Annotated in this window: 21 protein-coding genes; 14 read left to right on the top strand and 7 right to left on the bottom strand. The window is 73.0% G+C overall.

Going from position 1 to position 26,855, the window contains the following annotated elements:
- The gene (locus tag AC1DQC_RS06355) at positions 1–642 is read right to left on the bottom strand and encodes a hypothetical protein (protein ID WP_477050375.1); all 642 of its coding nucleotides are present in this window, start codon (positions 640–642) and stop codon (positions 1–3) included.
- A 59-nt stretch (positions 643–701) separates the two neighbouring features.
- Positions 702–1,109, bottom strand: coding sequence for a MerR family transcriptional regulator (locus AC1DQC_RS06350; RefSeq protein WP_477050374.1), 408 nt, complete (start codon positions 1,107–1,109; stop codon positions 702–704).
- A 60-nt stretch (positions 1,110–1,169) separates the two neighbouring features.
- On the opposite strand from AC1DQC_RS06350, the gene AC1DQC_RS06345 reads away from it, so the two are divergent.
- The 5 genes from AC1DQC_RS06345 to AC1DQC_RS06325 all read left to right on the top strand — a co-directional run bounded on the left by AC1DQC_RS06345 (position 1,170) and on the right by AC1DQC_RS06325 (position 8,979).
- Entirely contained in the window at positions 1,170–2,459 is a 1,290-nt protein-coding gene (locus AC1DQC_RS06345) for an MFS transporter (protein ID WP_477050373.1), read from the top strand.
- 101 nt (positions 2,460–2,560) lie between these two features.
- Positions 2,561–3,490: a polyphosphate kinase 2 gene (gene ppk2 / locus AC1DQC_RS06340; protein WP_477050372.1), complete on the top strand. Its 930-nt coding sequence runs from the start codon at positions 2,561–2,563 to the stop codon at positions 3,488–3,490.
- A gap of 79 nt (positions 3,491–3,569) precedes the next feature.
- Positions 3,570–5,282: a SulP family inorganic anion transporter gene (locus AC1DQC_RS06335; RefSeq protein WP_477050371.1), complete on the top strand. Its 1,713-nt coding sequence runs from the start codon at positions 3,570–3,572 to the stop codon at positions 5,280–5,282.
- Positions 5,283–5,325: 43 nt separating this feature from the next.
- Entirely contained in the window at positions 5,326–5,922 is a 597-nt protein-coding gene (locus tag AC1DQC_RS06330) for a GNAT family N-acetyltransferase (protein WP_477050370.1), read from the top strand.
- Between the two features lie 42 nt (positions 5,923–5,964).
- Positions 5,965–8,979 (top strand): hypothetical protein, encoded by a 3,015-nt coding sequence (locus AC1DQC_RS06325; RefSeq protein WP_477050369.1) that lies wholly within the window; start codon positions 5,965–5,967, stop codon positions 8,977–8,979.
- On the opposite strand, the gene AC1DQC_RS06320 is transcribed toward AC1DQC_RS06325, so the two are convergent.
- Positions 8,976–10,088, bottom strand: a complete 1,113-nt coding sequence (locus tag AC1DQC_RS06320; protein ID WP_477050368.1) for an LLM class flavin-dependent oxidoreductase — start codon at positions 10,086–10,088, stop codon at positions 8,976–8,978. The genes AC1DQC_RS06325 and AC1DQC_RS06320 overlap by 4 nt on opposite strands.
- A gap of 155 nt (positions 10,089–10,243) precedes the next feature.
- On the opposite strand from AC1DQC_RS06320, the gene AC1DQC_RS06315 reads away from it, so the two are divergent.
- The 5 genes from AC1DQC_RS06315 to AC1DQC_RS06295 all read left to right on the top strand — a co-directional run bounded on the left by AC1DQC_RS06315 (position 10,244) and on the right by AC1DQC_RS06295 (position 16,977).
- The gene (locus AC1DQC_RS06315; protein ID WP_477050367.1) at positions 10,244–11,959 is read left to right on the top strand and encodes a cation:proton antiporter; all 1,716 of its coding nucleotides are present in this window, start codon (positions 10,244–10,246) and stop codon (positions 11,957–11,959) included.
- A gap of 106 nt (positions 11,960–12,065) precedes the next feature.
- Complete coding sequence (gene adhE / locus AC1DQC_RS06310) at positions 12,066–14,801, top strand: bifunctional acetaldehyde-CoA/alcohol dehydrogenase (protein WP_477050366.1); 2,736 nt, start codon at positions 12,066–12,068, stop codon at positions 14,799–14,801.
- Between the two features lie 99 nt (positions 14,802–14,900).
- Positions 14,901–15,434 (top strand): hypothetical protein, encoded by a 534-nt coding sequence (locus tag AC1DQC_RS06305; protein WP_477050365.1) that lies wholly within the window; start codon positions 14,901–14,903, stop codon positions 15,432–15,434.
- 128 nt (positions 15,435–15,562) lie between these two features.
- Positions 15,563–15,691 (top strand): molybdopterin oxidoreductase, encoded by a 129-nt coding sequence (locus AC1DQC_RS06300; protein ID WP_175346467.1) that lies wholly within the window; start codon positions 15,563–15,565, stop codon positions 15,689–15,691.
- Between the two features lie 65 nt (positions 15,692–15,756).
- Complete coding sequence (locus AC1DQC_RS06295) at positions 15,757–16,977, top strand: pyridoxal phosphate-dependent aminotransferase (RefSeq protein ID WP_477050364.1); 1,221 nt, start codon at positions 15,757–15,759, stop codon at positions 16,975–16,977.
- Between the two features lie 6 nt (positions 16,978–16,983).
- Here AC1DQC_RS06295 and AC1DQC_RS06290 read toward each other — a convergent pair whose 3' ends face one another.
- The gene (locus AC1DQC_RS06290) at positions 16,984–20,064 is read right to left on the bottom strand and encodes an Ig-like domain-containing protein (RefSeq protein ID WP_477050363.1); all 3,081 of its coding nucleotides are present in this window, start codon (positions 20,062–20,064) and stop codon (positions 16,984–16,986) included.
- Between the two features lie 231 nt (positions 20,065–20,295).
- Positions 20,296–21,597, bottom strand: coding sequence for a multidrug effflux MFS transporter (locus AC1DQC_RS06285; RefSeq protein WP_477050362.1), 1,302 nt, complete (start codon positions 21,595–21,597; stop codon positions 20,296–20,298).
- 71 nt (positions 21,598–21,668) lie between these two features.
- Here AC1DQC_RS06285 and AC1DQC_RS06280 point away from each other — a divergent pair, with 71 nt between their 5' ends.
- Positions 21,669–22,409, top strand: coding sequence for an SOS response-associated peptidase (locus AC1DQC_RS06280; protein ID WP_477050361.1), 741 nt, complete (start codon positions 21,669–21,671; stop codon positions 22,407–22,409).
- Positions 22,410–22,419: 10 nt separating this feature from the next.
- Here AC1DQC_RS06280 and AC1DQC_RS06275 read toward each other — a convergent pair whose 3' ends face one another.
- A complete protein-coding gene (locus AC1DQC_RS06275; protein WP_477050360.1) occupies positions 22,420–23,496 on the bottom strand; it encodes an adenylate/guanylate cyclase domain-containing protein in 1,077 nt (358 codons plus the stop codon).
- A 14-nt stretch (positions 23,497–23,510) separates the two neighbouring features.
- Entirely contained in the window at positions 23,511–24,380 is an 870-nt protein-coding gene (locus AC1DQC_RS06270) for a biotin--[acetyl-CoA-carboxylase] ligase (protein WP_477050359.1), read from the bottom strand.
- Positions 24,381–24,476: 96 nt separating this feature from the next.
- On the opposite strand from AC1DQC_RS06270, the gene AC1DQC_RS06265 reads away from it, so the two are divergent.
- From AC1DQC_RS06265 to AC1DQC_RS06255, 3 genes are read left to right on the top strand one after another with little or no spacing between them, the layout of a single operon-like run.
- The gene (locus AC1DQC_RS06265) at positions 24,477–26,078 is read left to right on the top strand and encodes an acyl-CoA carboxylase subunit beta (RefSeq protein WP_477050358.1); all 1,602 of its coding nucleotides are present in this window, start codon (positions 24,477–24,479) and stop codon (positions 26,076–26,078) included.
- Entirely contained in the window at positions 26,075–26,638 is a 564-nt protein-coding gene (locus AC1DQC_RS06260) for a hypothetical protein (RefSeq protein ID WP_477050357.1), read from the top strand. The genes AC1DQC_RS06265 and AC1DQC_RS06260 overlap by 4 nt, the downstream gene beginning before the upstream one ends.
- On the top strand, positions 26,631–26,855 hold the full coding sequence (locus AC1DQC_RS06255; protein ID WP_477050356.1) for an acyl-CoA carboxylase subunit epsilon: 225 nt from the start codon (positions 26,631–26,633) through the stop codon (positions 26,853–26,855). The genes AC1DQC_RS06260 and AC1DQC_RS06255 overlap by 8 nt, the downstream gene beginning before the upstream one ends.

The following is a 26,855-nucleotide window of genomic DNA, read 5'->3' as shown; positions in this document are numbered from 1 at the left end:
TCAGCCGCTCTCGCGTGCGCCGAACGAGCGGCGGCCGTACTCGAGCCAGGCGCCGAGATAGAGCAGCGCCGCGAGCGACCCGACGATCGCCGTCCCGGCGGCACCGGCCCCGGCCGCGCTCGCGACGAGCGCTCCGAGCGTCCCGGCGACGATCGCGTTGACGACGTTGACGAACATCGCGGTGCTGCCCAGGACGTGGCTGAGCGTCGAGCGCTGCAGGCCCATCGTGTAGGTCTGCATGAGGCCGGCGCGGCCGTCCTCCCACGAGCTGACGAGGTAGTCGGCGATGCCCGGGTCGAGGGCGATGTAGGCCGACCGGATCCGGTTCATCGCCAGGATGAGCGCGCTGTCGTCGTGGCTCGCGTTCATCACCCGCACGCCGGTCAGCGTGCCCAGGATCAGCACGACCGAGGCCAGCCCGATCGAGAGCACCCGGAACGGCGCACCGAACCGGGAGGCCTGCGCGACGAGCGCCAGGACGACCAGCGCGGCCGACGCGACGGTCAGGTGGATCGTGATCCGACTCATCACCTCGGCCCACAGGGTGCTGCGTGTCCCCAGCAGGCTCCAGTGCTCCGTCGCCAGGATCTGGGCGCGCACGGCCGGCGACGGCCCCTCGGCGGCGGGTTCGGACGAGGACATCGGCGGCTCCCTCCGGCGTCAGTGCTCACGCTAGGGCCCGCGTGCCTCGCGACGCGCCCCTACACCGGGGTCAGCTCGTCGGCGGGCGCCGCGCCCTCCAGCACGGCGGCCGCGTGCTCGGTCCGCTGGAGGTAGTCGCACAGCGTCCGCCGGCTCTTGGTCAGGCAGGCGATCCGCTCGTCGAGCCCGGTCAGCTCCTCGGCCAGCATCTCGGCCACCTGCCGGGTGCACGAGGGGGCGAGCGCCTCCGCCCGAGTGTCCTCGAGATCGAGCAGCACCCKGGCCAACCGGGTCGGCACGCCGGCGCGGACGAGGCCGACCACCTGCTCGACCCGGGCGACGTCCTGCTCGTCGTAGGTGCGGTACGTGTTCGTGGTGCGGGCCGGGGCGATGAGCCCCTGCTCCTCGTAGTACCGCAGCAGCCGGGTGGAGACACCGGTGCGGCGGGACAGCTCACCGATCTTCACGACGAACCTCCGAGGGAGCGCTTGACCTTCACACTGATGTCAAAGTTTAGCGTCGCTCGTATGGACCTCGCACAGACGTCGACCACCGCCTCCCCCAGCGACCGGCTGCCGTGGCCGAGCCTCGTCGTCCTCGGCAGCGCAACGTTCGTCATGGTCACCGGCGAGATGCTGCCCACGGCCGTCCTGCCGCAGATGAGCGCCGACCTCGGCGTCACGCAGGCGCGCACCGGCCTGCTCGTCTCGCTGTGGGCACTGACCGTCGTCGTCGCGACATTCCCCCTGGTCCGGCTCACCCGACGGTGGGACCGCCGCTCGGTGGCCGCCGGAGCGCTCGTCGTCTTCGCGGCCGCGTCCGCGCTCACCGCCGCCGCGCCCACCTACGAGGTGGCCGTCGCCAGCCGCGTGCTCGGCGCCGCCGTCTGCGGGCTGCTGTGGGCGACCGTCAACGCGCACCTCGCCGACATCGTGCCGGCGCGTCGCCTCGCCAACGGCGTCGCCGTGGTGCTCGGCGGGGCCACTCTCGGCACCGTCGTGGGCGTGCCGCTCGCGAGCCTCGTCGCCGTCGGCTGGAGCTGGCGGGCGGCCTTCGGGGTGCTCGCGGTGCTCGGTGTCGCTGCGGCGGCGCTCGTCCGAGCGGTGGTGGCGGGTGCGCTGCCTGCGGGGTCGTCCGGCGGTCCGGCTGCCGGGCCGGGGGCCGCTCGTGCCGGGCAGCTGCGCCCTGTGCTGGTCGTCGCGGCGCTCGTCGGGCTCGTGCTCGTCGGGCACTTCGCGGCGTACACGTTCATCACCCGGCTCGTGGCCGACTCCGCGGCGCGGCTGCCCGGCGGTGTCAGCGGGGCGCTCCTCGTGTTCGGGGCGTCGTCGGCCGTCGGCCTCGTGCTCGTGGGTCGGGTCCGGGACCGGTGGACCGCGACCGTGCTCGTCGTCGCCACGATGCTGCTGGCGGTGTCGATGCTCGCCCTGGTCGTCGTCGACGGCCGTCCGGTGACGGGTCTCGCGGTGCTCGTCGCCTGGGGACTGACGTCGGGCACGCTCCCGCCCCTCGCGCAGACGCTCATCATGCGGGTCGCCGGTCCCGAGCACCGGGGCACCGCCGGCGGTGTCATCCCGGTGGTGTTCAACCTCGGGATCGCCGTGGGCGCCGCGCTCGGCAGCGTCATCGTCGAGCGGTCGGCACCCCACGCCGTGCCGGTGCCGGCCGCTCTCGTCGTCGCCGTGGCGGCCGTCGGGCTCGTCGTCGCCACGCGTGCGCGGGCCGCGGCCCCGGCCGACGTCCCGCCTGCTCCCGCAGCCCGTGCCGAGGCGGCCCTCCTCGTCGAGCCCTCCGTGCGGGACTGCCCGGTCACGTGAAGCACGACACGTGCGCACGGCCGCGCGGCGCTGGGGGCGCGTGGTCGCCGCGGGCCATCGTGGTTACAGTCGCAAGCGGCACGCCACGGCAGGAGAAGACGATGGACTCCACGCTCGATCTCGACGGATACCGGCCCGACGCCGAGGACAACCTGCGCGAGTACATCGACCGTCTCGTCGCCGAGGGGTACAGCGTGGCGGGCGGCGAGGGGGCGGACCCCGTGCTCATCGACCCCGGCGGCAAGGCCGTCGAGACCTGGCGCGAGGACTACCCCTACGACGAGCTGATGGATCGCGACGAGTACGAGCACGCCAAGTACCTGCTGCAGATCGAGCTCCTCAAGCTGCAGTACTGGGCGGAGGACAACGGTGAGCGGCACATCATCGTCTTCGAGGGCCGGGACGCCGCCGGCAAGGGCGGCACGATCAAGCGGTTCATGGAGCACCTGAACCCGCGCGCGGCCCGCATCGTCGCACTGGGCAAGCCCACCACCACGGAGCAGGGCCAGTGGTACTTCCAGCGGTACGTCCAGCACTTCCCGACCGCCGGGGAGGTCGTGCTGTTCGACCGGTCCTGGTACAACCGGGCAGGCGTCGAGCGTGTGATGGGCTTCTGCTCCGACGACGAGTACACGGCGTTCATGCGCCAGGCGCCGGAGTTCGAGCGGTTGATCGTCGACGACGGCACGCACCTGACCAAGTTCTGGTTCTCCGTCACCCGGCGCGAGCAGCGCACCCGCTTCGCGATCCGTCAGATCGACCCCGTCCGGCGCTGGAAGCTCTCCCCGATGGACCTTGAGTCGCTCGACCGCTGGGAGCAGTACTCCGCGGCGAAGGAGGCGATGTTCGCCGGCACGGACTCGGACCACGCGCCGTGGATCTCGCTGCGCAGCAACGACAAGAAGCGGGCCCGACTCAACGCGATGCGCTACTTCCTGTGCCAGTTCTCCTACGAGGGCAAGGACGAGGACGTCATCGGCGAGGTCGACCCGCTGATCGTGCAGCGAGGACGCGACACGGTCGGCGACTGACCTGGCTGCGTGACGGCGCCGGTCCCCGTGCGGTAGAGGTTGGACCCACGAACGTCCCTCCTCTGAGCAGGTGAGCTGCATGGCTGCACCTCAGGGCCCCGCGAGGCGGCACTGGACCGACCGCGTGCCCCTCGTCGGCGCACTGCGCGGGTACCAGCGCCCGTGGTTGCGGACCGACATCGCGGCCGGGATCGCCGTCGCCGCCCTCATCGTGCCCAAGAACCTCGGGTACGCGGGGATCGCCGGCATCCCGCTGCAGAACGGCCTCTACGCCGCGGCGGCGGGCGCGATCCTCTACGCCATCTTCGGCACGAGCCGGCAGATCTCGACCGGGCCGAGCTCCGGCCTGGCCGCCGTCGCCGCGAGCGCCGTGCTCACGGCGGGCGTCGTCGGCGACCAGGTCGCGCCGTTCGTCGCGGGCATCACCCTGGTCTCCGGCCTGCTCTTCCTGCTGCTGTCCGTGCTGAAGATGGGGTGGATCGCGCAGTTCCTCTCCCGCGCCGTCGTGACGGGCTTCCTCTTCGGCGCCGCCATCGACGTCGTCATCGGCGAGCTGCCCAAGCTCACCGGGACGAGCGCCGACGGGGCGTCGGCGCCGCAGGAGCTGGTGTCGTGGCTCGGGACGCTCGGCGACACGAACCGTGCGACCGCGCTCGTCGGAGCGATCGCGCTGGTCACCGTGTTCGGCCTGCGCCGCGTCGCGCCGCGGGTGCCGGGCGCGCTCGTCCTCGTGGTCGGCGGCCTGCTCGCGACGTGGCTGCTGAACCTCGGMGACCGAGGGGTCGCGCTCGTCGGCGACGTCCCCCGGGGTCTGCCGTCGGTGGTCGTACCGTCCCCCACCCTGCTGCTCGACAACGCCGCGACCGTGGCGCTCGCCTCCGTCGCCCTCGTGATGATCGGGTTCTCCCAGACCGCGGGCGACGCGCGGATGTTCGCGGCGCGGCACCGGTACCGCGTGGACATCGACCAGGAGTCCCTCGCGCAGGGCGCGGCGAACGTCGGCGCCGGGCTGCTGCAGGGCATGCCCGTCTCCACGAGCCTCTCGGCCAGCTCCCTCAACGACCGCAGCGGCGCGAGGTCGCCGGTGGCGTCGCTCACGTCGGGGGTGATGGTGTTGCTCACCCTCATCCTGCTCGCGCCGCTCTTCTCGGGGCTGCCGACGGCCGTGCTCGCGGCGATCATCATCGAGGCCGTCGTCATGGGGATGATGGACGTCGCCGGGCTGCGCCGCCTCTTCCGGGTGCAGCGCTTCGACTTCTGGATCGCGATCGCCGCGCTGGTCAGCACGCTCGTCGTCGGGGTGCTGGCGGGCGTCCTCGTCGGCATCGGCCTGTCGCTCCTGTGGCTGGTCTCGGTCACCACGCGGCCGTCGCTGCCGCTCAYGGCCCGCGAAGAGGGCACCCAGGTGTTCCGGGAGCTCGACGAGTACCCGCAGGACCGGCCCGAGCCGGGCATCGCGGTCATCCGCATCGACGGCGGGCTCTTCTTCGCGACGGCCGACGCCGTCCAGGACCGGGTGCGCGAGGTGGCCGACGCCCAGCCCGACGCGCGCGTGATCGTCATCGACTGCGGGGCCGTCGCCGTGGTCGACGCCCAGGGTGCCGCGGCGCTGCACGAGATCCTCGACCTGGCCCGGGACACGGACGTCGTCGTCCGGCTGGCGCGCGTGAAGCCCGCGGTCCGGGCCACGCTGCAGCGCGACGGCGTGGTCGAGCGGCTCGGTGCGGAGCGGATCCACGGCAGCGTGCACCGCGCGGTCGAGGCGCACCGGTCCCAGACGCCGCCGGCCTGATATCCGGGTGAGGCTCGGCGCGCCCGTCCGCGACACTGGCCCGATGACGCAGGACCTTCGCGCCGTGCCCTGGCCCGTGCGGACCGCCCGCCTCGCGCTGCGCCCGGCGATCGCGGACGACCTCGACACCCTCTGGCGGATCCGTCGGCGCCCCGGCGTGGACGAGTGGCTCGCCCACGACGTCGGCGACCGCGACGCCTACGTCGCCCGCCTCAGCGACCCCGACCGGATGGCCACGCTGCTGGTGATCGAGCTCGGCGGCGAGGTGATCGGCGACCTGACGTTGCACCTCGAGGACGCCTGGGCGCAGAGCGACGTCGACGCGGACCGGGTGCGGCACCAGCAGGCGGTGCTCGGGTGGGTGCTCGACCCCGAGCACGGTGGGCAGGGGTACGCGACCGAGGCGGTCGAGGGCCTGCTGCGCGTCTGCTTCGAGGACCTCGGGCTGCGGCGGGTGCGGGCGTACTGCTTCGCCGACAACGAGCCGTCGTGGCGCCTGATGGAGCGGCTCGGCATGCGCCGCGAGGAGCACAGCCTGCGCGACTCGCTGCACCGCACGCGGGGCTGGCTCGACGGCATGGCGTACGCGATGCTCGCCGACGAGTGGCGCGACCGGCGAGCCGGTACGCCACTCGTGTGACGGCGGTCCGTCCCACCCAGGTCGCGTCCCTACACTTCGCCGGTGTCCCGCTCCCGTGCCTGGCCGTCCCTGGTCGCCGTGCTCGTCCTGCTCGCCCTCGGCGCTGCCGTCGCCGTCGGCGTCGGGCAGGCGCTCGGCCTGAGCTACGAGCCCGCGGACACGCCGTCGGTCGACGTGTCGGCGCAGCAGCCGACGCCCGTGGTCCCCGCGCCCGCCATCGCCAGGATCGACGTGCCCGCGGGCGAGCGGGTCGCGCTGGCGGCCTCCGCGGTGGGGGACGCGCTGACGGACCGCGGCCTTGCCGCGCCCACGGTCGGCGCGGGCGACGCTGACCTGACGGTGACCCTCGGGGCCGCGGTCGGTGACTCGCCCGAGGCGTTCCGGCTGAGCCAGGCCGGGGACGGTCGGTACACGCTGGAGGCGTCGGGACCTGACGGCGCGGCCGCCGGGCTGTACTCCGTGGCCGACCGGATCCGGTCGGGCGCCGCGCTCGTGGCGGACGGCTCGACGCAGGAGCCGCGGCTCGGCCTGCGCCTCACCGACTCCGGCTCGGTCGGTCGCGAGGCCGATCCCGCCGCGTTCGCCGCCGGGACCGACTACTCGCTGAACACCGACGTCGTCGCGGGAGCCGTGCTGCCCGAGGCGCCGTGGGTGGACCAGGACGTGGTCGACGACATCGACGGGCAGTTCCGCCAGCTGGTCCAGCACGCGCTGCGCGAGGGGTACAACGGCGTGGTCGTGCCCGGCTTCCTCGAGTACGTGACGTTCAGCGGCGTGGGCGACGGTCACCAGGTCTACCCCGAGGGCGACGCGCACGTGGACCGCGCGAAGGCGATGGTCGCGGCGTTCGGGCCGGTGTTCCAGTACGCCGCCGACATGGGCATGCACGTCTACCTGCTCACCGACATGCTCGCCGTCTCGCCCCCGCTCGAGGCCTACCTCGAGCGGACCGTGGGCGGCCTGGCCGTCGACGACCCCGCGCTGTGGTCGGTCTACCAGGCGGGGCTGTCCGAGCTGTTCGACAGCATGCCGTTCGTCGACGGGCTCATGGTGCGCATCGGCGAGGGCGGCTCCGTCTACCAGGCCGGCTGGGACTACTCCTCGAAGCTCGCGGTCACCTCGGAGACCTCCGTGCAGGCCATGCTGCACGCCCTGCTCGAGACGGCGGCCGACCACGACCGCGAGATCATCTTCCGCACCTGGACCGTCGGGGTGGGCGCGGTGGGCGACCTGCACACCAACCCGGAGTCGTACGACTCGGTGCTCGGCGGCATCGACGACCCGCACCTGATCGTGTCCACCAAGTACACGATGGGCGACTTCTACAGCCACCTGCCGTTCAACCCGACCCTCGAGACCGGCACGCAACGCCGCATCGTCGAGCTTCAGGCCCGTCGCGAGTTCGAGGGCTTCGGCGCGCTGCCCAACGACCTCGTCGCCGAGCAGGGCCAGGCGCTGCAGCAGTTCCTCGCCGCGAACCCGCACGTCGAGGGCATCTGGAACTGGACGCAGGACGGCGGACCGCTGCGGGCGGGTCCGATGACGCTGTACCTGCGGACCGGCTTCTGGCAGATGTACGACCTCAACACCTACGGGGCCGCGCGGCTGGCCTGGGACCCCACGGCGGCGCCGGCGCAGGTGACTGCCGACTGGGTGCGGCAGACGCTGTCGGCCGACCCGGCCACCGCGGCCGCCGTGACCGACGCCCTCTCGCGCTCCCGGGAGGCGATCACGCGCGGCCTGTACATCCGGCCGTTCGCCGAGCAGAGCGTCAAGGCGCTGGGCCTCGAGCCGCCGCCCATGATGTGGATCTTCGAGTGGGACATCGTCACGGGCGACTCCGCCGCGCTGGGCAGCATCTACGCCGTGAGCCGCGACGACCTCGAGTCCGCGATCGCCGACGGGCCCGCCGCGACCGACGTCGCCGCGGGCATGCGCGACCAGGTGGCGGCGACCGACCCCGGCGCGTGGCGCTCGCCCGAGCTCTACGAGTCCTTCGTCGGCGCCCTCGACTACGAGACCGACCTGCTGGGCACGCTGGCCGCCTACCGCGCGACGGTCCTGCGGCACACGCAGTGGCTCGACACGGGCAGCGCGACAGCGTACGACCAGTGGCGGCAGGCGGAGCGGGAGTACCGGTCGGCGCGCGAGGAGCACGTAGCGCGCTATGCCGGGGACGTGGCCCTGCCCGCCTACAGCTTCACGGCGGCCGACCTTGGGAGCGCCCGGGCCGACCGGGACCCGGCGATGGCCTGGCTCGCGCGCGGCCTGCTCGTCGGCGTCCTGGCCGTCCTCGTGCTCGGCTCCGGGTGGGGGCAGCGCGTGCTGCGCGTGCCGGGTGGGGCGGCCCTGCGGGCGCTCTTCGTGGCCGCGACGCGCCCGTGGCGCCTGGCCGAGGTGCCGGCGCCGGCCGCCCGCGCGGATCGCGTCGTGGTGTGGGCGCTGCCGGCGCTGGTTCTCGTTGCAAGCCGCTGCGTCTACACGTGGTTCGCCGCACCCGCTCACCTCGCCGTGGCCCTCGGCGCCTGGCTGGTGCTCGCCGCCCTGCTGCGCGCCGTCGTCGGCCGCCGCGACCCGTTCCACCTCTGGGCGGCCCTGGGCGGCGTGGTGCTGCTGCGCACGGTCGTCCTGCTGGTCGCGCTCGGGATCCGCGGACCCGGCCGCTACTGGTTCGGGTTCTGGACCGACCCCGGGTCGCGGACCGAGTACATCACCGTGGCGTTCGCGGCGTTCGCGTGGCTGTTCGTCGTGGTCGCCGTCGTGCTCCGCCGGGTCTACGGCTTGCGGTCCGGCCGAGCCGTCGGCGCGACCGCCGTGGCCGGCGGCCTCACGCTGGCCGTCGTCGCGGGGGTCGTCGCGGCCATCGGGCTCGAGCGCGCGCTGACCGTGTGGAACGACCAGATGGTCCTGCTGCCGTGGGGGCTCAGCCGGATCCTGGGCATCACGGTCTACCTCGGCATCCCGACCTGGCTGCCGGCGGCGCTCGCCGTCGTCGGGCTCGTGGTGGCGGCGGTCGGCGCCGTGCCCGCGCTGCTCGCACGGCGCCGCACGGCCTAGGCGGTCGTCGCACCCAGCTCGCGGTCCCGCTTGGCCACCTCGTCCTTGACGATCGGGATGACGTACCGCCCGAAGTCGATGGCGTCGTCGAGCAGGTCGTAGCCGCGCGCGGAGACGATCCGCACGCCGAGGTCGTAGTAGGCGAGCAGCGCCTGCGCCACGGTCTCGGGCGTGCCCACGAGGGCGTTGGAGTTGCCCGCGCCGCCGGTCGCCTTGGCCGTCGCGGTCCACAGCGCGGTGTCGAACCGCTCCCCCTGCTCGGCGATCTCGAGCAGTCGCTGCGAGCCGGCGTTCTCCGGAGCACCCTTCGGGCGCCAGCGAGCCAGGGCCTCGCCGGACGCCGCCTTGCGGGCCTCGATCCGGTCGAGGATGCGGTGCGCCTTCTCCCAGGCGAGCTCCTCGGTGGGCGCGATGATCGGGCGGAAGGCCGCGTGGATGCGCGGCGGCGTGGTCCGACCGGCGGCAGCGGCCTCGGCGTGGATCCGCGCGATCTGCTCGGCGGTGCTGGCCAGGGGCTCGCCCCAGACCGCGAAGATGTCCGCCTCGGCCGCGCCCACGCGGTAGGCCGCCTCGGACGACCCCCCGAAGGAGATGGTCGGGACGTGCCCCTCGAACGGCTTGGCGTCCAGCACGAAGTCGTCGAAGTCGTAGAACTCGCCGTGGTGGTCGAACGGCTCGGCGCTGGTCCAGGCCCGCTTGACGATCTGGATGTACTCCTGGGTGCGCGCGTAGCGCTGGTCCTTGGTCAGCCGGTCGCCCTCGCGGGCCTGCTCGTGGTCGCTGCCGCCGGTGATGAAGTGGACCGACAGGCGGCCCTGGGAGACCTGGTCGAGCGTTGCGAACGTCTTGGCGGCGAACGTCGGGTAGGAGACGTTGGGCCGGTGCGCGAGCAGCAGCTCGATGGTGTCGAGCCGGCCCGCGAGATAGCCGGCCAGCGCCGAGGGCTCGAGGCCGCCCGAGCCGTAGGCGAACAGCACGCGGGTCCAGCCGTTGTCCTGGTGCGCACGGACCAGGCGCTCCAGGTACCCGACGTCGACGGGTCGGGTGGTGGGGGCGGTGGTCTCGGAGGCGTCGCTCGTGGTCGCGATGCCGAGGAACTCGACGGGCATGGTGGGCCTTCCGGTCGGTGGTGACGGGAAGGTAGGAAGCGAGCCGACCAGGGTCAACGGTTCTCGGGGACTGCTCAGCATCCGGACCGGTGGGCCTCGGCGGGACTGGGTACGGTGGCCCCGACCGTCGCCGCCGGGATCTGAAGGGCCGCTCCGTGCACAACGTCGAGCTCTTCGTGCTGGTCACCGGGGCTGTCGCCGTCACCGCCGTGTGCCGGCGCCGCGGGTGGCCCGCGCCCCTCGTCCTGGTCGCGGTGGCGATCGTCGTCTCGTTCCTGCCGGGCGTGCCGCGGTACGAGATCGAGCCCGAGATCCTGCTCGAGTTCGTCCTGCCGCCGCTGCTCTACTCGGCCGCGCTGTCCAGCTCGTACCGCGACTTCCGGTCCTCGCTGAACTCGATCACGCGGCTCGGCGTGGGCCTCGTGCTGGTCAGCGCGACGGCCGTGGCGCTCGTGTTCTGGTGGTTCGAGCCGTCGGTCCCGCTGACGGCCGCCCTGGTGCTCGGCGCCGTGGTCGCGCCGCCCGACGCCGTGGCCGCCGCCGCCGTCGGCAAGCGCCTGGGCCTGCCGCGCCGCGTGATGACGTTGCTGTCCGGCGAGAGCCTCATCAACGACGCGACGTCGCTGACGCTCTACAAGGTGGCGCTCGCCGGCGTCGCCACGGGCGCCTGGGCCTTCGCCGAGGGATTCGGGATCTTCGCGCTCGCGGTCAGCGTGGGCGTGCTTGTCGGCCTCGTCATCGCCTGGGTGGTGCACACCGTCCGGCTGCGCCTCGACGACCCGGTGGTCGCGTCCGCGATCGGGCTGCTCACGCCGTTCGCGGCGTACTGGCTGGCCGAGGAGCTGCACGGCTCCGGGGTGCTCGCCGTCGTCGCCGCCGGGCTGTACCTGGGGCACACGTCGCCGCGCGCGGGGTACGCCACGCGGCTCTACGAGGAGCCGATCTGGTCCACGGTCGACCTGGTGCTCGAGTCGTTCACGTTCGCCCTCATCGGCATGCAGCTGCCGTGGGTGGTGCGCGACGTGATCGCGTCGGACCAGGGCCTGCGGCACGGCGTCGCGGTGTCGCTCGTGGTGCTGCTGGCGGCCATCCTGGTCCGGCCGGCGTACATCTTCCTCACCGCCCGCTTCGACCACCTGCGCCTGCGTGGCAGCCACCGGCCGGCGAGGGACTCGCTGTCGCCTCGGGAGTCAGCGGTGGTGTCCTGGGCCGGCATGCGGGGCGTCGTCACGCTGGCGGCGGCCGCGGCGATCCCGATCACCAGCAACGGCGCGCCGTTCCCCGAGCGGGCGACCATCCAGCTCGCGGCCTACACGGTCGCCATCGGGACGCTGCTGATCCAGGGCCTGACGCTGCCCTGGGTGATCATGCGGCTCGGGGTGGGCTCCGCCGACGAGAGCGCGCAGGACGCCGCCCAGGAGGCCGCGGTCCGGGTGGCGACCGCCGACGCCGTGCACGACGTGCTCGAGCGGCAGCGCGAGGACTGGAGCAAGAACCTCGGACCCGAGCGCGCGGGCGAGCTCATCGACCGGCTGTCCGGGGTGTGGCGCGCACGAGCGACGGCGGCCGCCGTGATGCTCGACCCGTCGTCGGCCGACGAGCTGGTGCCCGACGGCGAGGTCGAGGAGCCGCTGCCGGGCGTCGCGGGTGCGATCCGCGAGGTCAGCCCGGCCAAGATCCCCACCCCCGAGGAGGGCCTGCGGACCCAGCGGCTCCGCCGCGAGATCGTCGCCGCCCAGCGCGACGTCCTCATGGACCTGCGCGACTCGGGCGAGCTGGACGAGGCCGTGATGCGCCGCATGATGCGCGAGCTCGACCTGGAGGACGAGAGCCTGTCGTCGTCGTGGGTGACCCGGGTCCAGCAACGCTGAGACGCACGTGAGGGGACGTTCGACCCACCCGGGGCCGCTCCCGTGTCCGTAGCGTCGAGAGCGTCGGACCGCAGGGTCCGGCACAGCCTCGACAGGGAGAAGAACGGTGACCTCCACGGATCACGCCACATCCCGCACGACCACGAAGGGGCGCAGCGCCGCCCAGGAGACCGACCCCGCACCCGCGATCGACCAGCTGGTGGCGCAGGGCGCCAAGGCCCTGGCCGAGTACGCGCGCTTCACGCAGGAGGACGTCGACCACCTGGTGAAGAAGGCCTCGGTGGCCGCGCTCGACAAGCACGGCGAGCTCGCGCTCCTGGCGGTCAGGGAGACCGGCCGCGGAGTCTTCGAGGACAAGGCCGTGAAGAACATCTTCGCGTGCGAGCACGTGACCAACTCGATGGCGAACCTCAAGTCCGTCGGTGTCATCTCCCGTGACGATCTGACCGGCATCACCGAGATCGCCGAGCCCGTCGGCGTCATCTGCGGCGTCACCCCGGTGACCAACCCGACGTCGACCACGATCTTCAAGTCGCTCATCGCGCTCAAGACTCGCAACCCGATCGTGTTCGCGTTCCACCCGAGCGCGCAGGCGTCGTCGGTCGCCGCCGCGCGCGTGGTGCGCGACGCGGCGGTCGCCGCGGGCGCCCCCGAGCACTGCATCCAGTGGGTCGAGCAGCCGTCGATCGCCGCGACCACCGCGCTCATGAACCACCCGGGCATCGCACTCATCCTGGCCACGGGCGGCAACGCCATGGTCCGGGCCGCGTACTCCTGTGGGAAGCCGGCCCTCGGCGTCGGCGCGGGCAACGTGCCCGCCTACATCGAGAAGAGCGCCAAGCTGCAGCGCGCGGTCAACGACGTGGTGCTGTCCAAGGCGTTCGACAACGGCATGGTCTGCGCGTCCGAGCAGGCCGTGATCCTCGACGACGCGATCTACGACGCCGCCCTCGCCGAGTTCGCCGTGCTGCACGCCTACCGCGCGAACGCGGCCGAGAAGGCCTTGCTGGAGAGCTTCATCTTCGGCGTCGAGGCCGACGGCACGAACTGCGGCGAGGCGAAGCTCAACGCGGCTGTCGTCGGGCAGACCCCGCAGTGGATCGCCGCCCACGCGGGCTTCACGGTCCCCGACGACACGTCGATCATCCTGGTCGAGGTCAGCGGCGTCGGCCCGCACGAGCCGCTGACGCGCGAGAAGCTCGCGCCGGTGCTGGCCGTGCTGCGCGCCGAGTCCACCGAGCACGGCATCCGCCTGGCCGAGCAGATGGTCGAGTTCGACGGCCTGGGCCACTCCGCCGCCATCCACACCCAGGACGACGCGCTGACCGACGAGTTCGGCAGCCGGGTCAAGGCCGTCCGCATCATCGCGAACGCGCCCTCGTCGCTGGGCGGCATCGGCGACATCTACAACGCGTTCATCCCGTCGCTCACGCTCGGGTGCGGCTCGTACGGCCACAACTCCGTGTCCAACAACGTCTCGGCGGTGAACCTGGTGAACGTCAAGCGGATCGGCCGTCGCAACAACAACCTGCAGTGGTTCAAGGTGCCGGCCAAGACGTACTTCGAGCCGAACGCCATCCGCTACCTGGCGGATATGCCCGACGTCGAGCGCGTCACCATCGTCACGGACGCGACCATGACCACGCTGGGCTTCGTCGACAAGATCATCGACGTCCTGAACCGCCGGTCCTCCAAGGTCGCGCTGCAGATCATCGACCAGGTCGAGCCCGAGCCGTCGGTCAAGACCGTGCAGGCCGGGGCCGCGCAGATGCGCCACTTCCGGCCCGACACGATCATCGCGCTCGGCGGCGGCTCGCCCATGGACGCCGCGAAGGTCATGTGGCTGCTCTACGAGCACCCGGAGATCAACTTCTCCGACCTCAAGCAGAAGTTCTTCGACGTCCGCAAGCGCGCCTTCAAGTTCCCCGTGCTGGGCGAGCTCGCGCAGCTGGTGTGCATCCCGACCACGTCGGGGACCGGCGCCGAGGTGACGCCGTTCGCGGTGATCAGCGACCCCGACGCCGGCAAGAAGTACCCGCTGGCCGACTACGCGCTGACCCCGTCCGTCGCGATCATCGACCCCGTCCTGACCGCGAAGATGCCGGCCTCGCTGGCTGCCGACTCGGGCTTCGACGCCCTCACGCACGCCACCGAGGCGTACGTCAGCGTCTACGCCAACGACTTCACGGACGGCATGGCCCTGCACGCGGTGCGGCTCATCTTCGACAACCTCGCGCTGTCGGTGAACGGCGACCCGACGGACCCGGCCACGCAGGACGCGCGGGCGACCATGCACAACGCGGGGACCATCGCCGGCATGGCGTTCGGCAACTCGTTCCTCGGCATCGTGCACGCCATGGCGCACGTCGTCGGCTCCACGTACCACCTGGTGCACGGGCGGACGAACGCGACGCTGCTGCCCCACGTGATCCGCTACAACGGCACGGTGCCGACGAAGCTGACCAGCTGGCCCAAGTACGAGCACTACGTGGCCCCCGAGCGGTTCCAGCAGCTCGCCGCCGCGCTCGGGCTGCCGGCGTCGACCCCCGCGGAGGGCGTCGAGTCGTACGCGCTGGCGGTCGAGTCCCTGCGGGCCCGCGTCGGCATCCCGTCCTCGTTCCGGGCGCAGGGCGTCGACGAGCAGGAGTTCCTGGCCCGGCTCGACGAGGTCGCGATGGGCGCCTACGAGGACCAGTGCGCCCCCGCGAACCCGCGGATGCCGATGATCGACGACATGAAGGACCTCATGACCGCGGCGTACTACGGGACGTCCCTGGGAGACGTCCGTGCGCGTCGCAGCGAGCAGCTCGCGACCGACGGGGTCCCCTCCCCCGTGTCGTAGCCGCTCGCCCCGACGCCCCGCCCGCGCACGCGTGGGCGGGGCGTCGGCCTGCGTCGGTGGGCGTGTCGGCGCACGGACGGGCAGACTGTGGCACCGGCCGTGACCACCATCGGAAGCCCGGAGGACCGCATGCCCAGCCCGACCCGCCCCCGCCTCGCCCGCGCCGGAGCCCCCGTCGTCGCCGCTCTGCTCGCGCTCGGGCTCGCCGGCTGCTCCGACGCCGACATCGACGACGCCGCACAGAAGGCCAAGGACGCCGCCAGCCAGGCGCAGACCGCGGTCGACGACCTCAAGGCCCAGGTCGCGGACGCCAAGGCCGAGGCCGACGCGGCCGCGCAGAAGATCACGGACCTCAAGGAGAAGCTGGGCGACCTCGACGCCCAGGGCGACAAGGCCGTCACCGACGCGCAGTCGTCCGTCGCCGATGCTCAGGCGGCGCTCGACAAGGCCAAGGCCGACGGCTCCGCGGCGTCGCAGCAGGCGCTCGCTGACGCCCAGGCCCAGGTGGCCGACGCGCAGAGCGAGCTCGACGCCGCCAAGGCGAACGCCACCGGCGCCGCGGCCGACAGCCTCGACGCCATCTCGCAGCAGCTCGCCACCCTCAGCGACAAGCTGAAGGCCGCCGGCAGCTGAGCGGGGAACGGTCGCGAGCGACGCGAACGTGTCCCCGGACGGCGATCCGTTGCGTGCCGAAAGGGTGAATTCCGCACCCATCGGCGCGGGATGTTGTACCTGGCGCGCTCCGTGCCGATCTTCTACGTATGGCTGAACGACAGGCGCAGCGGGTTCTGCGGCGACACCACGTGGAGTGGTGGATCGTCGCGGCCTGGGCGTCCCTCGCACTGGTCGTGGTCGCGGGCCTCACCGCCGCGACCGGACTGGTGAGCTGAGCGGCGACGCTCCCGGACCCGTCACCCCGACGGGTCCCGCTCGAACCACGGCCTAGCCTGCACCCATGAGCACACCCCGCTGGCAGGACGTCGCCCGCGCGACCGGGCTGCTGGGCGACGACGGTGTCCCCCGCGCCACCGTGTTCGCCGAGATGTCCGCGCTCGCCACCCGGACGGGCGCCGTGAACCTGGGCCAGGGCTTCCCGGACGTGGACGGCCCGGCCTCCGTCGCCGGGGCGGCGGCCGACGCGATCGCGGCCGGCGCCAACCAGTACCCGCCTGGCCCGGGCATCCCCGCGCTGCGCGAGGCGGTCGCCGAGCACCAGGCGGCGCGGTACGGCCTGCGCTGGGACCCGGACAGCCAGGTGCTGGTGACGGCGGGGGCGACCGAGGCCATCGCCGCGACGGTGCTGGCGCTCGCCGGGCCGGGCGACGAGGTGCTCACCCTCGAGCCCTTCTACGACTCGTACGCCGCGGTGATCGCCATGGCCGGCGCCACCCACACGACGGCCCCGCTGCGCGCGACGCCCGGAGGCTTCCGGCTCGACCTCGACGCCCTCGCCGCCGCGTTCAGCCCACGGACGCGGCTCGTGCTCGTCAACACGCCGCACAACCCGACGGGCACGGTGCTGACGCGCGACGAGCTCGCGGCGATCGCCCGGCTGGCCGTCGACCACGACGCCGTCGTGGTCACCGACGAGGTCTACGAGCACCTGGTGCTGGACGACTCATCCGTGCACGTGCCGATCGCGACGCTGCCCGGCATGGCCGAGCGGACGCTGACCATCTCGTCGGCGGGCAAGACGTTCTCGTTCACCGGCTGGAAGATCGGCTGGGTCACCGGCCCGGAACCGCTGGTCACGGCGGTGCGCACCGTCAAGCAGTTCCTCACCTACGTGAACGGCGCGCCGTTCCAACCGGCCGTGGCGTTCGCGCTGCGCGACCCGGGCGTCGCCGCCTGGGTGGTCGAGCTCGCCGCGTCCCTCGCCCGCCGGCGCGACCTGCTGTGCGGGGGACTCGAGGACGCCGGCTTCACGGTGGTGCGGCCGCAGGGCACCTACTTCGTGCTCGCCGACGCGACACCCCTCGGCTACGACGACGGTGCGGCGCTGTGCCGCGACCTGCCGGCGCTGGCCGGCGTCGTGGGCGTGCCCGTCACCGCGTTCACGCACGCGGGCTCCGACGTCGACACGGCGTTGCGCTCCTGGGTCCGGTTCACCTTCGTCAAGCGCGAGGAGGTGCTGGCGCAGGCCGTCACCGGCCTGCACCGGCTGCACCGGGCCTGAGCCGACTCAGCGTCGCGCCAGGATCCGGCGTCGGGCGACCGTCAGCGCCAGACCCCCACCCACCAGGGAGAACGCCACCAGGAGCCCGACCACCGGGTCGGCGCCCGTCGTCGCGAGCGACTCCGTGGGCATGTGCACCGTCACGGTCAGGGCGGTCGCCTTCGTGACCGTCGGCGTCGTGGGCGGCGTCGTGACGGTCACCGTGAGCACGGGCGCGGCGAGCGTGGAGACCGGCGGCGCCGGGTAGGTGACCGTCACGGTCGCCGTCACGGTCTGCCCGCGCGTGTTGGTCACCTGGTAGTCCAGGTCCGCGTCGCCGTGGAAGGCCGGCACGGGCGTGAAGACGACGTGCCCGGCGTCGATGGTCCACGTGCCCTCGCCGGGCACCGTCACGGTGGTCACGGGCAGGGCGGTGGTCGGGTCGACGAGCCGGACGGTCGGGACGACCCACGCGAGGTTGTCGCCCGGCGAGTCGTTGGTCAGCTCCACGACGGTCGTCGGCTGGCCGGGGAGCCCGGTGACGGCGTCGTCGAACGCGTGCGCGAGCTGCACCGGCGTGGAGACGCGGACCGTGACCGTGGCGGTCGTGCTCTGGTGCGCCGTGTCGGTCGCCGTGTACGTGAACGTGTCCGTGCCGCCCCAGCCGACCGGCGGCGTGTACGTGTAGCTGCCGTCGGGCGCGACGGTGACCGTGCCGTGCGCCGGGGTGCCGACGCCGGTCACGGTGAGGCCGGAGCCCGCGTCGTTGCCCAGGAGCCCGGTGCCCGTGACGACCGCGTTGGCCGGGATCGTGCCCAGGTCGTCGTCGACGGCCTGCGGGGTCACGGTGATGGTCACGGTGGCGCCGGCCGACGGTCCACCGGCCGAGGCGGCGTAGGTGAACGTGTCGGTGCCCGAGAAGCCGGGGGCCGGCCGGTAGACCAGGGCGCCCGTCGGGTCGAGCACGACCGTGCCGTGCGACGGCAGCGACGCCGAGCCTGCCGTGAGCCCGAGCCCGGTGTCGTTGGCGAGGACACCCGCGGCCGGGACGGTGAGCGGCGTGTTCACCGCGGTGGTCCAGGCGTCGTCGGCGGCCACGGGCGTCACGGTGAGGGTGACGACGGCGGAGACGGTCCGGTCGTACCGGTCGATCGCCGTGTAGCGGAAGGTGTCCGTCCCCACGTAGCCGGCGTCCGGGACGTACGTGAAGGACCCGTCCGTCTGGGCGGTCACCGACCCGTGCGCCGGCGACGTCGTCGACGAGGGGACCACCGTGAGCCGGGCTCCCGTGTCGTTCTTCAGCATGCCGTCGGGTGCGGGGACCGTCAGGGTGGTGTTGACCCGCGTCGTGCCCGTGTCGGGCAGGGCGGACGGAGCGGTGGGCGCCACCTGCGCGAGCACGTCGAGCGAGGTCGCCGTGCTGGTCGAGGGGAAGAAGGTCCACAGGTCGAGCCCCTTGGCGTCCCCCAGCGTGCCGCCGGTCGCAGGGCAGTACTGGTTGGCGTTCAGCCCGGTGTCGTCACCGAAGGCCCGCAGGCCGCCGGTGCTGTCGATCCCGGTCTCGGGCGCGGCGAACAGCGGCGGAAGGCCGGGCGAGAACGTCGTGCACAGCGTGCCCGAGTCGACGTCGCCCACCCGGGCGCCGGTGCTCGAGAGATAGGTGCGGTCGTCGAAGAACACCGTCGTGCAGCTTCCGGTGAACGGGCACACGCCCTGCGGCGGGTTGAGCAGCCTGATCGACGGACCGCCCTGCGTCGAGCTCTCCACATCGAGCATCGGCGCGTGGTACTCGCCCGCCCGGATGACCGCACGCACGCTGTACGCGTCGTCCCTGGCCGGCAGCGGCTGGCGGCTGTTGTCGTTCCCGTCCCACACCACGGTGGTGTTCCCCGGCGGGACGACGCCGCGCAACGCCCGGTTGCCGGGCCAGCCCGGGTCGAAGTTGACACCGTCGCGGGAGATCACGATCTCGTAGGTGCCACCGGAGGCCGCCTGGAGCCGGAACGTCCCGCCCTGGCCCTCGTAGCTTCCGTGGCTCGTGGCCCGGCCGGCGAAGTCGACGGCGCCGAGCGTGGGCGGCACCGGTGCCGTGGGGATGCCGAGCGCGGCGAGCGTCTCTGCGGCCAGCGGTTCGAACGACAGCGGGTACTCCGGCGCGGCAAGGTGCACGCCGCCGACGAGTCCGGGGAGCGTCTGCGGGTTGGCGCCCGTGCCGATGACGTCGTGGTTCAGCGGCGTCGTGCCGTCGGCGTCGAGGAACCCCTGGCGGTTGCCGTAGAACACGAAGCCGTTGGGGTCGAAGCCGTGGCTGTCCACCGCGTAGCGGTAGCCGTCCAGCGTGTTGAGGAACAGCTTCATGGTCACCGGCCGCGGGTTGCCGCCGGTGAAGCCCGCGAGCACGTAGGTGAAGGCCCGCCCGGGGATGTCGGCGACGGAGGCGTTGTCCGTCCCCGCGCGGACGGTGAGGTCCCAGGCGTTGATGGAGGAGCCTGCGGCGGCCCGGAACCCAGCGCTCGGGTCGAGGTCCGGGTCGGGTGTGCCGTCGGCGGCGTTGTTGGTGCCGGCCGCGCCGAAGAAGGCCACGTGGTAAAGACCGGTCGTCGGCGCGGTGTAGACGCAGGGCACGTAGCCGGCGGTGTTCTGCGTCCCGTCGACGGACCGTGCGCGGGCCAGCTCCTGCGCGCGCGTGGTCAGCTTGCCGACAAGGCTCGCCGCGTCCGGCCGATGGGCCGCGCAGCTGAACCCGTTGGTGCCGTCGACGAGCGTCGGCAGCGCCGCCTCGGTGTCGGTGACCACGCCCGGGTTCCAGATCGCGATGTCCGCGCTGCCCGTCCCCATCGACGACGATCCCGTGAGGATCTGCTCGTCCTTCTTCGCGAAGACCGTGAACAGCGTCCGGCGCTGGATCTGCGTGTCGCCGGCCGGACCGTAGGCGTTGGTCCGCCACTCGAGCGCGGCACGGCAGGGGTGGGTCGCGTCGCACCCCGGGTCGGAGGTACCCGCCACCCGGGGGAAGAGGTCGGCGCTCCCCGAGGCGACCGCCGGCACCGCGGCACCGCCCAGCGCGAGCACGGCGACGAGGAGGCTGAGCGCGAGACGACGCAGCATGTGGTTCGGTCCTTCCGGCGGCCTCACGCGTCCCGAGGTCTTCAGGACGTGCGGTCGTCGAGGCGGGGGTCGACGGGCACGCTAGAGAGATCGGCACAGCTGCGGCAGGGCCGGACGTGTCACGGCACCCGAGAGGCGCAGTTCACCCGACCGACTTGTCCGGCGACGGGCGAAACGCCTGGTCAGCGGGCCATCGGCCGGTCACCCGAACGGGTGTGGGTCGGACCGGGCTCAGACCGCCCAGGCGCCGTCGCGGTGGTACGCGGGGGTCGCGAGGCTCAGCACGAGAAGGGCGGCGAACGAGGCACCGACCATGACCGCGGCCATGGCCACGGCGTCGCCGCCGAGCAGCCCCGACAGCGGGCTCACGATGCCGGAGACGCCCGCCTGGGTCGCCCCGATGACGGCGGCGGCGGTCCCGGCCACCTCGCCGTGCCGGCTCAGCGCGAGCGCGGAGGCGTTGGGCGGGACGAAGTTGACCATCGCGAGGATGAGCCAGAGCACCACGAGCAGCGCGGTCAGTCCGCCCCAGCCCGTGATCGCGATCGCGAGCAGGACGAGCGTGAGCGCGAGCGAGATCGGCAGGACGACCCGCACGATCCGGATCGGCGCCACGCGCCGCACCAGCGCGGCGTTGACCTGCGCGCCGGCGACGAGGCCCAGCCCGTTGACGGCGAACAGCAACGAGAACTGGTGCGCGGACAGCCCGTACCCCTCGCGCAGCACGAACGGCGACGCGACCACGTAGCTCATCAGCACGGCGACGCCGAGTCCCGGCAGGATGGCCAGCGCGACGAAGTGCCGGTCGCGCAGCAGCTTCCGGTAGCCCGACAGCGCGGGCCGCAGCCCGCCCTCTCGGCGCCGCTCGGGAGGCAGGGTCTCGGGCAGCCGCCGCCAGACCACGAGCCACAGCACGACGCCGAAGATCGCGAGGGCCAGGAACACCGCCCGCCAGCCCCACTCGCCGGCGATCAGCCCGCCGACCGACGGCGCGAACAGCGGCGCGACGCCGATGACCAGCATGAGCCGGGACATCAGGCGCGAGGCGTCCGCACCGACGAACCGGTCGCGGATCACCGCCATGGCGACCACGCTCGCGGAGGCGTTGAAGAAGCCCTGCATGGTCCGCAGCGCGATGAGCGGCACGATCGCCGGGGCGACCGCGCAGAGCAGCGACGTGACCACGTGCAGCGAGACGCCCACGAGCACGGGCTTGCGGCGCCCGAACCGGTCCGACAGCGGACCGATCACCAGCTGGCCCACAGCACCGCCGATGAGCATCGCCGTCATGGTCAGCTGCGCCGCCGTGGCGGACGTATGCAGGTCGCGCGCGACGTCGGGCAGCGAGGGGAGGTAGATGTCCGTCGAGATCGCGGGCAGCGCGCACATCAGGCCCAGCAGCAGCACGTACTTCGCGTTGGGGCGGTACTGCGGTGCGGGCGCGGCTCCCGTCGCGGGCACGGCTCCTGGGGATACGACGCCGGCGGCCGGCGCGCGGTCGGTCGGTGCGGGAGGGGTGGTGCGAGAACTCATCGGGACCCATCCTCCCACAAGAAACGAATCGATTCGATACGAACGTGGGTGACGCCTGGCACGCTGGACCCATGTGTGGTCGCTATGCCTCCTTCCGCGAGGACCAGGCCCTGGCCGACGAGTTCGCCATCGCCACGGTCGCCGACGACGTCCGGCTGCTCGGCCCGTCGTGGAACGTCGCCCCCACCGACGGCGTCCGCATGGTCGTCGAGCGCGCGGACAAGGAGACGGGCGAGATCACGCGGCAGCTCCGCGTGGCGCGGTGGGGCCTGGTGCCGTCGTGGGCCAAGGACATCTCGGTGGGCAACCGGATGATCAACGCCCGCGCGGAGTCGCTCGAGGAGAAGTCGGCGTTCGCCCGGCCCTTCGCGGTCCGCCGCGCCCTGCTCCCCGCGGACGGGTACTACGAGTGGAAGAAGCCGGAGCCCGGGTCGCCCACCAAGCGCAAGCAACCGTTCTACCTGCACCCCGCCGACGGCGACGTCGTGGCGCTCGCCGGTCTCTACGAGTTCTGGAAGGACCCGAGCAGGGCCGACGACGACCCGGAGAGGTGGGTGGTCAGCGCGACCGTCATCACGCGGCCGGCCTCCGAGGAGCTCGCGCACATCCACGACCGCCAGCCGCTCATGCTGCGCCCGGAGGCGTGGTCGGCGTGGCTGGACCCGGCGGTCGGCGCCGAGGGCGCGCGCGAGCTCCTCGAGGCGCCCGCGCCGGACATCGTCGCCACGCCCGTCTCGACGGCGGTCAACACCGTCGCCAACAACGGGCCGTCCCTGGTGGACGAGGTCGAGCCGGACGAGGCTGCCGGCTAGGGCCGAGCCCTCACGCCCCGGCGGCCCGGAGCCGCACGGGGTGCACCGTCCCGATCCCCGCCAGCCGGCGGGCGGGCCGCGGCTCGAGCACGAACCGCGCATCGGTGGCCAGGACCTCGGCGGTCGAGGCGTCGACCAGCACCGTGCTGGGCTCGGCGATGTCGGTCAGGCGTGCGGCCAGGTTCACGTCGGGCCCGAAGACATCACCGAACCGCGACAGCACACGTCCCCAGACGAGGCCGACGCGCACCGGGGTCACGCCGCGGGCACCCTCGAACAGCCCGCCGGTGGTGGTCTCGCGGTCGACGTCGAGCTCCTTGCCGAGGGCCTCGGCCAGGCCGAGCGCGATGACGGCGCCGRTGCCGGGGGTGTCGGCGACGAAGAGGATCGCGTCGCCGATGGTCTTGACCACGCGCCCGCCGGCCGCGGAGACGACGTCGCGCGCGGCGGCCTCGAAGCGCTGCACGAACTGCGACAGGTCGGTGGACCCGAGCCCGGCGGTGCGGCGCGTGAACGACACCATGTCCGCGAACCCGACGGCGCGCGCCAGCGGCAGGGCGGAGCTCTCCGGACCGGGCGCGCGGAGCTGGCCGAACTCCCCCGCGTACCGACCGGCGATCGCCGCGAGCTGGCGACGGTAGGAGTGCACCAGCTGCGCCTCGAGCACCGGGGCGAGCGAGGCCAGCCTGTCGAGCACGAGCAGGCGCGCGGAGGTGTCGTCGAGCTCGTACCGCCCGGCCATGTCCTCCACCAGCGCCTCGACCTGCCACAGCGCGAGGCGGTCGGAGGTGTGCCCGAGGGCGCGCGTCACGGTCATGACGGTCCGCAGGTCGAGGCCGTGCTCGCGGACCAGGGCCGCGGCGCGATCGATGGCCTCCGCGTCGCGCTCGGTGTAGATCGGGTCGTCCGGGTCGGCGTGCGGCAGGCCCATGGTGGTCCAGAAGCCGCGGACCACGTCGATCTCGATGCCGGCGCGCGCCGCGAGATCGCGGGCGCTCAGGGTGCGGGTGCCGCCCAGCAGCTCGGCGTCCAGCTCACCCACCGTCGACTCCACGAAGTCGAGGTCCTGCGATCGTTCGTCCGGCACGGGTCGAGGGTAGTTCACCCAGCAGAGCGGACGTGGCGCACGTCACCCGCCAGCACGCGGTGCGACTCACCCCGGTCGTCGACCACCACCAGCGCGCCGTCGTCGTCGAGCCGCGCCGCGAGGCCGCTGACCGACCCACCCCCGGGCAGCTCCACCGTGACCACGGTCCCGAGCGTGCTGCACACGGCGGCGACCTCGTCGGCCAGCCCCGACCCGCGGGCGTCGCCGCCCGAGTCCCGCCAGCGCTGCGCCACCTCGAGCTGCGCGTCGACGAGCGCGACGAGCATGCCCTCCCGGTCGACGTGCTGGGCGCCCGCGAGCGCCAACGAGGTCGCGCTCGGCACGGGAAGCTGCTCGGCGGACTGGCTGACGTTGATCCCGATCCCGATGACGACCGCCGGGGGCTGCCCGGCGGGCAGCGTGACGACCTCGGTGAGGATGCCGCCGATCTTGCGCGCGGCACCCCACCCGTCGATCTCGGTCTCCGCCGGCACGAGCAGGTCGTTGGGCCACTTGAGCGTCGCCGGCACCCCGCCGGTCGCCCGCAGGGCGTTGACCGCCCCGAGGCCCGCGAGCAGCGCGATCCAGCCGAACGACGTCGCCGGGACGGGTGGGTGCGTGACGAAGCTGCAGGTCAGCGCCGTCCCCGCGGGCGTCTCCCACGATCGCCCCGCCCGGCCGCGGCCGCCGGCCTGGTGCTCCGCGACGAGCACGCTGGCGTCGGGCCACGAGGCGGGGTCCGCGCGCAGGTCCGCGGCGAGGTCGCTGTTGGTCGACTCGGTGCGCTCGACGATCTCGACCCGCGACAGAGGGCCGGCGGGCGCGAGCAGGAGGTCGCGGAGCTCGGCGACGCGAAGGGCGGGCATCGGGGGCACAGCGCCCATGATGTCCTGCGTTGTGGGAACCCGACACCCCGACGGGGTCAACACCGTGATCCGCCTGCACGTGCATGGTGGTCATCGACAACTAGCCTCGGTCGGGTGACTGACACCCAGCAGCCCGTCGACACGGCCCCGCGCACCACGGCCGCCAAGCYGGCCGACCTCGCGGACCGGTACAGCGCCGCGCAGGCCGCCGAGCAGGCCGCCGTCGACAAGCAGCACGCGCGGGGCAAGCGGAGCGCCCGCGAGCGCATCGAGCAGCTCCTCGACGAGGGCTCGTTCACCGAGGTCGACGCGTTCGTCCGGCACCGGTCCACCAACTTCGGCCTGGACAAGAAGCGGATCGAGGGCGACGGCGTCGTCGTCGGGCACGGCACTGTCGACGGCCGCCCGGTCTGCATCTACTCCCAGGACTTCACGGTGTTCGGCGGCAGCCTGGGCGAGGTGCACGGCGAGAAGATCACCAAGGTGATGGACCTCGCGCTGCGCACCGGCGTCCCGCTCATCGGGATCAGCGACGGTGGCGGCGCGCGCATCCAGGAGGGCGTCGCGGCCCTCACGCAGTTCGCCGAGATCTTCCGGCGCAACGTCGCCGCGTCCGGGGTGATCCCGCAGATCAGCCTCATCCTCGGCCCGTCGGCGGGCGGTGCCGTGTACTCCCCCGCCCTGACCGACTTCATCGTCATGGCCGACGGCACGTCGAACATGTTCATCACCGGCCCGGACGTCATCCGCGCCGTCACGGGCGAGGACGTGGGCTTCGAGGAGCTGGGCGGCGCGACCACGCACAACACCCGCTCGGGCGTCGCGCACTACATGGCCTCCGACGAGGACGACGCGTTCGACTACGTGCGGGCGCTGCTCACCTACCTGCCGCAGAACAACCTCACCGACCCCGTGACGTTCGACCACGAGACCGACCTGTCGGTGAACGAGACGGACGAGGAGCTGGACGCGCTCCTGCCCGACTCGGACAGCCAGCCGTACGACATGCGGACGGTCATCGAGCACGTGCTGGACGACGGCGTCCTGCTCGAGGTGCAGCCGCTGTACGCCCAGAACGTGCTCATCGGGTTCGGCCACGTCGAGGGCCACCCCGTGGGGATCGTGGCCAACCAGCCGATGTCGATGGCCGGCACGCTCGACATCAACGCCGCCGAGAAGGCCGCCCGCTTCGTGCGCACCTGCGACGCGTTCAACATCCCGGTGCTCACGTTCGTCGACGTCCCGGGCTTCCTGCCGGGCACGGACCAGGAGTGGAACGGCATCATCCGGCGCGGCGCCAAGCTGATCTACGCCTACGCCGAGGCCACCGTCCCGCTCGTCACGGTCATCACCCGCAAGGCGTACGGTGGCGCGTACATCGTCATGGGCTCCAAGCAGCTGGGTGCCGACGTGAACCTGGCCTGGCCCACCGCGCAGATCGCGGTCATGGGCGCCGGGGGCGCGGTGAACATCCTGCAGCGCGGCGCGCTCAAGTCCGTCGCCGACGCCGGCGGGGACGTCGAGGCCGAGCGCCGGCGCCTGACGGCCGAGTACGAGGAGGCCATCGTGAACCCGTGGGACGCCGCCGACCGGGGTTACGTGGACGCGGTCATCGCGCCCGCGCAGACGCGCGTGCAGATCACCAAGGCCCTGCGGCTGCTGCGTACCAAGCGTGCCAGCCTGCCCCCCAAGAAGCACGGGAACATCCCGCTGTGAGCGAGCACCAGCACGACGAGCACGACGAGCACGGCGGGCACGACGACCCGGCCCACGGCCCCGAGCCCCTCGTCGGCGTCGTCGCGACCGACCTGCACGGCTGCGTCGACGCGCTGGCCGCGGCGTTGCACCGCTACGTCGACGCGGCGGTCGGAGTCCGCGCGGAGTTCGGCTCCACCGAGGCCGACGAGGACCCGCGGATCCTCGTGCTCGAGTCGGAGATCGGCGGCCTGAACGCGCAGCTGTACGACCTGCTGCACGAGCGGCTGGGCATCCACGCCGACCTCACCGGCATGTCCTGGGGCGACGACGAGCACGGCGACGCGGACGCCCCGCGCAGCGACGCGGAGATCGACACGTTCCACCTCGGGTTCGTCGTCGGGCCGCCGCCCAACACGTCCGACCTCTCGCTCGACTCCGTGCTGGACCTGGTCGAGCAGGGCGGCGCCGAGCTGGCGCAGCACCTGGTCGACGCCGGGTTCGAGGTGGGCGAGTGGGGCGTCTCGCGCGGCGCGGCCGTGGCGTTCGAGGAGGACGAGGACGAGGACGACGATGACTGACGCCCACGTCCAGGTCGTCCGGGGCACCCCCGACGACATGGAGCTCGCCGCCCTCGTCGCCGGGCTGATGGCCGCCGCCTCCGAGCGCGCCCGCCTGGCGGAGGTCTCCGACCGGGCCGTCGCGGCACCCTGGGCCGACCGCCGGCGCACCATGCGTGGCGCCCGGGTCGGCCTGCGACCGGGACCGGACGCGTGGCGCTGGAGCCTGCGCGGCTGA

The organism is Cellulomonas sp. P4_H12 (genome assembly GCF_056400905.1).
The sequence above is the reverse complement of the archived record's forward strand: the minus strand, read 5'-3'. Positions and strand labels throughout refer to the sequence as shown.